The organism is Vibrio sp. T13N (assembly GCF_032970445.1).
GTDB classification, from domain to species: Bacteria; Pseudomonadota; Gammaproteobacteria; order Enterobacterales; family Vibrionaceae; genus Vibrio; species Vibrio diabolicus.
Genome location: NZ_JAWJYE010000041.1, coordinates 1 through 2,950 on the forward strand (window position 1 = coordinate 1; position 2,950 = coordinate 2,950).

The window sequence follows — 2,950 nt, forward strand, 5'->3', positions numbered from 1 at the left end:
TAAAATCAACGCTTTGGGTTTGCAAACTAACAAACTGCTCAAGAGGGATTCACAACGCGTGGCATTTTTACTATGCGTTGATTTTAGTGATTAAGGTGGTATGCAGCGGCTTCGGTATTGCGTTGTTCACCCCTTAGCAGGGCGTTATAAGGCTCGAAGATAAAAGGAATTTACGTGGAAATCAGAGTAGGGAAGCTAAGCGATGTCGCAGCCATCACCGATATCTTTAACTTTTACATAGAGCATACTAACGCTCGTTTTGAAGAGCAGTCATTTACGCAAGAAAATCGTCTAAATTGGTTCTCTCAATTCTCATGTAATAGTAAGCATCAGCTCTTCGTTGCTATTGAAAGTGGGGAGTTGCTAGGTTTCGCATGTTCCCAGCCTTATAGGGACATCTCAGCATTTGAGGATACAGCTGAAGTTACCGTGTACCTTGCTCCAACAGCAAAAGGTAAAGGTGTTGGTTCAAAACTGTATTCTAAGCTGTTCTCATCAATTTCTGGTTACGGAGTCCACAGGGTGTTGTCAGGTATTGCATTACCTAATGATGCTTCAGTTGCCTTACACAAACGTTTTGGTTTTAGAGAAATTGGCGTATTCAATGAATATGCAAAGAAAAATGGCGAGTACATTAGTTCGGCTTGGTTGGAAAAGGCGTTTAACTAAAAGTCCGCCTTATAACAAAGCGTTTAAGACAGATTCCCAACGCTTGGCATTTTCGGTTTGCTTTGAATTTAGTGTTTACGGCACAATGGTTTAAGCTAGGTGGTCTGCGTTGCTCACTACTTAACGCGGCGTTAGTTGCCAACGAGGAAAACGCAGCTTAAACAGAATGTTTAGAGTTAAAGTCAGTGTGTTTTTGGTGGGGTTTCGTACTTCAATTTTGAATCGTTCGGGTTTGTGAAAATCGTTCTCAGGTTTCTTTTGTGGTTGGATTTTCCGTTTCAGAAGCCGATTCGCTTGTTGAGAGTCAGTTCTGTGATATTGTCTTTTCAAATGAGCTTTTTGGTGTTGTTAATCTGTTTTCTACGGCGCTGTATGTTCCAAGTGGTTTCATTGGCAGACGCTTTGAAACTACGCCTGATTTGAGTTTTTCAAAGCACGTAAAAACAGCGCTGGCAAAGTGGTAATCAACTCCAAATCAAAGCCTTGGATCTGGCAACTAACAAGGCATTCAAGAGGGATTCACAACGCTTGGCAGTTTTGGTTTGAATCAGCTTTAGTGTTTACGGCACAATGGCTTAGTTTGGGTGGAATGCGTTGTTCACCCCTTAATGCGGCGTTAGCACACACTCGGTGGAAACAAGGACATTAGATGAAATTTCGAAATGCAGGAATAGCCTCTCTAGTTCTCTTTTGTGCATCCTGTAGCGATGAAAGCGAGATAATGGAAGCAGATGTAGTCAATAGTATTCCTTTACTTGCCTTAGTCGAATCTACGGTTGATAGTAACGAACTAAAACTTGATTTTTCTTATCCCACTCGAGTTATTAAATACGATCAGTCGACAGACGAAGAATCGCACTTTGATACAGTTCGATTGCAGATCTTGCTGGAAGAACAATTGGTTTATTCGGTACTAGCAGACAGAACAAGCCTGACACGTGAAAAGTGTCTCGCTCTTTATCGAGGTTATTCTCAAGCGTTAACTGAAAAGTACAATTTTGTTGCTCAAACAAGAGAAGAGAAAGTGTTTGGCAAGCTCATGGAAGTAGATGATGGGCTGTTGTCAAAGGATAGCAAGCTGAGAGTTAGTATGGGATGCCAATTACTAGACACATCAAAGTTAGAAGAGTTCTCATTGAGAATCGACAGCGTTCAATTGTCAGCACTAGCAAATAGCAGATTTGAGAAATTGAAATAATTATCCCCTTACAAATGTGTGCTAACAAAGCGTTTAAGGCAGATTCCCAACGCTCGGCATTTTCGGTTTGCTTTGAATTTAGTGTTTACGGAACAATGCCTTAAGTCTGGTGGTTTGCGTTGCTCACTACTTAACGCGGCGTTAGCATTTTTTCGAAAAAGTGAGTTTAGGAGAGTTACTTGGAGATATCTTCGGCTGCAATGGTAGGCTTTCTAGCAGGAGCATTACCATTCTTAAAGTTCTTTCATGATTGGGTGCTGAATCGAAACCAATTCAGAGTTAAAAATTTAGAGTTCTTTTATCAGTGTTTTGATTCAGAGGCTAATAAAGCAAGAAAGCTCGTAGTAGAACAGCAGTTTAAGTCTGTCTTCAAAATTCGAGCTGACTTTGATGTTATTTCACTTTTACTTTCATCGGATAAACCAAGCAAAGCCATTGAGCTTTACCGTTATAGTGATTGTTATGTGGAACCTAAAAACGATCAGTTCGTTCTTAAAACCAAATACACTAGCTCGAAGACTAGAAACTTTGAAAGGTTAGCGAAGTATCCCAGAAATTTCTTTTTCTATATGCTTTGTGCAATGCCATCGGCATATTCTGCTATTTGGGTATACACACAAATCTTAGCCGTCTATTCAAAAGATAGGATTCTTACGTTATCGCTACTAGGCGGTTTGTTTTTTGTAGCGACGTTTGCAGTAGTTCTTGCTCGGGTTGCTTACTTAAAGGTTACTGATTCGAGAAGCATCACTTGTGCTGAAGAACTTGTTGCGATTTACGACAAGAGCTTTCAAAGTGAAGTTATGGGTGTGAGAGCAATGCTAACAAGGCGTTTAAGAGTGATTCGTAACGCTTGGCGCTTTTAGTTTGCGTTGAGTAAAGTGTTTAAGGCGCTATGCAGCAGTTTCAGATGTGCGTTACTCACACCTTAACGCAGCGTTAGCCCTATCAGAGGAAAACAATGAAATCTGCAGTATTAGTTATTGATGTTCAGTCGATTCTGTTCGACCCGGAACCTCAACCATTTGAGTCACAAATCGTACTCACCAAAATTAATGAAGTTACGAAATTGGCGCGTGCTAA

At 40.6% G+C, this 2,950-nt stretch carries 4 protein-coding genes and 1 pseudogene; all 5 read left to right on the forward strand.

Going from position 1 to position 2,950, the window contains the following annotated elements:
• Positions 1 to 174: 174 nt before the first annotated feature.
• The gene (locus tag R2S67_RS22545; RefSeq protein WP_140304378.1) at positions 175 to 669 is read left to right on the forward strand and encodes a GNAT family N-acetyltransferase; all 495 of its coding nucleotides are present in this window, start codon (positions 175 to 177) and stop codon (positions 667 to 669) included.
• Between the two features lie 260 nt (positions 670 to 929).
• Positions 930 to 1,133, forward strand: a complete 204-nt coding sequence (locus R2S67_RS22550; protein WP_317347140.1) for a hypothetical protein — start codon at positions 930 to 932, stop codon at positions 1,131 to 1,133.
• 185 nt (positions 1,134 to 1,318) lie between these two features.
• Positions 1,319 to 1,867: a hypothetical protein gene (locus tag R2S67_RS22555; protein ID WP_274002189.1), complete on the forward strand. Its 549-nt coding sequence runs from the start codon at positions 1,319 to 1,321 to the stop codon at positions 1,865 to 1,867.
• A 179-nt stretch (positions 1,868 to 2,046) separates the two neighbouring features.
• Positions 2,047 to 2,733: a hypothetical protein gene (locus R2S67_RS22560; RefSeq protein ID WP_317347139.1), complete on the forward strand. Its 687-nt coding sequence runs from the start codon at positions 2,047 to 2,049 to the stop codon at positions 2,731 to 2,733.
• Between the two features lie 95 nt (positions 2,734 to 2,828).
• A pseudogene (locus tag R2S67_RS22565) lies at positions 2,829 to 2,950 on the forward strand (cysteine hydrolase); the annotation flags it as partial.

Excerpts from the sequence above, each read along its gene's own strand:
- R2S67_RS22555 (WP_274002189.1), top strand. The coding sequence starts at position 1,319 with ATGAAATTTCGAAATGCAGGAATAGCCTCTCTAGTTCTCTTTTGTGCA.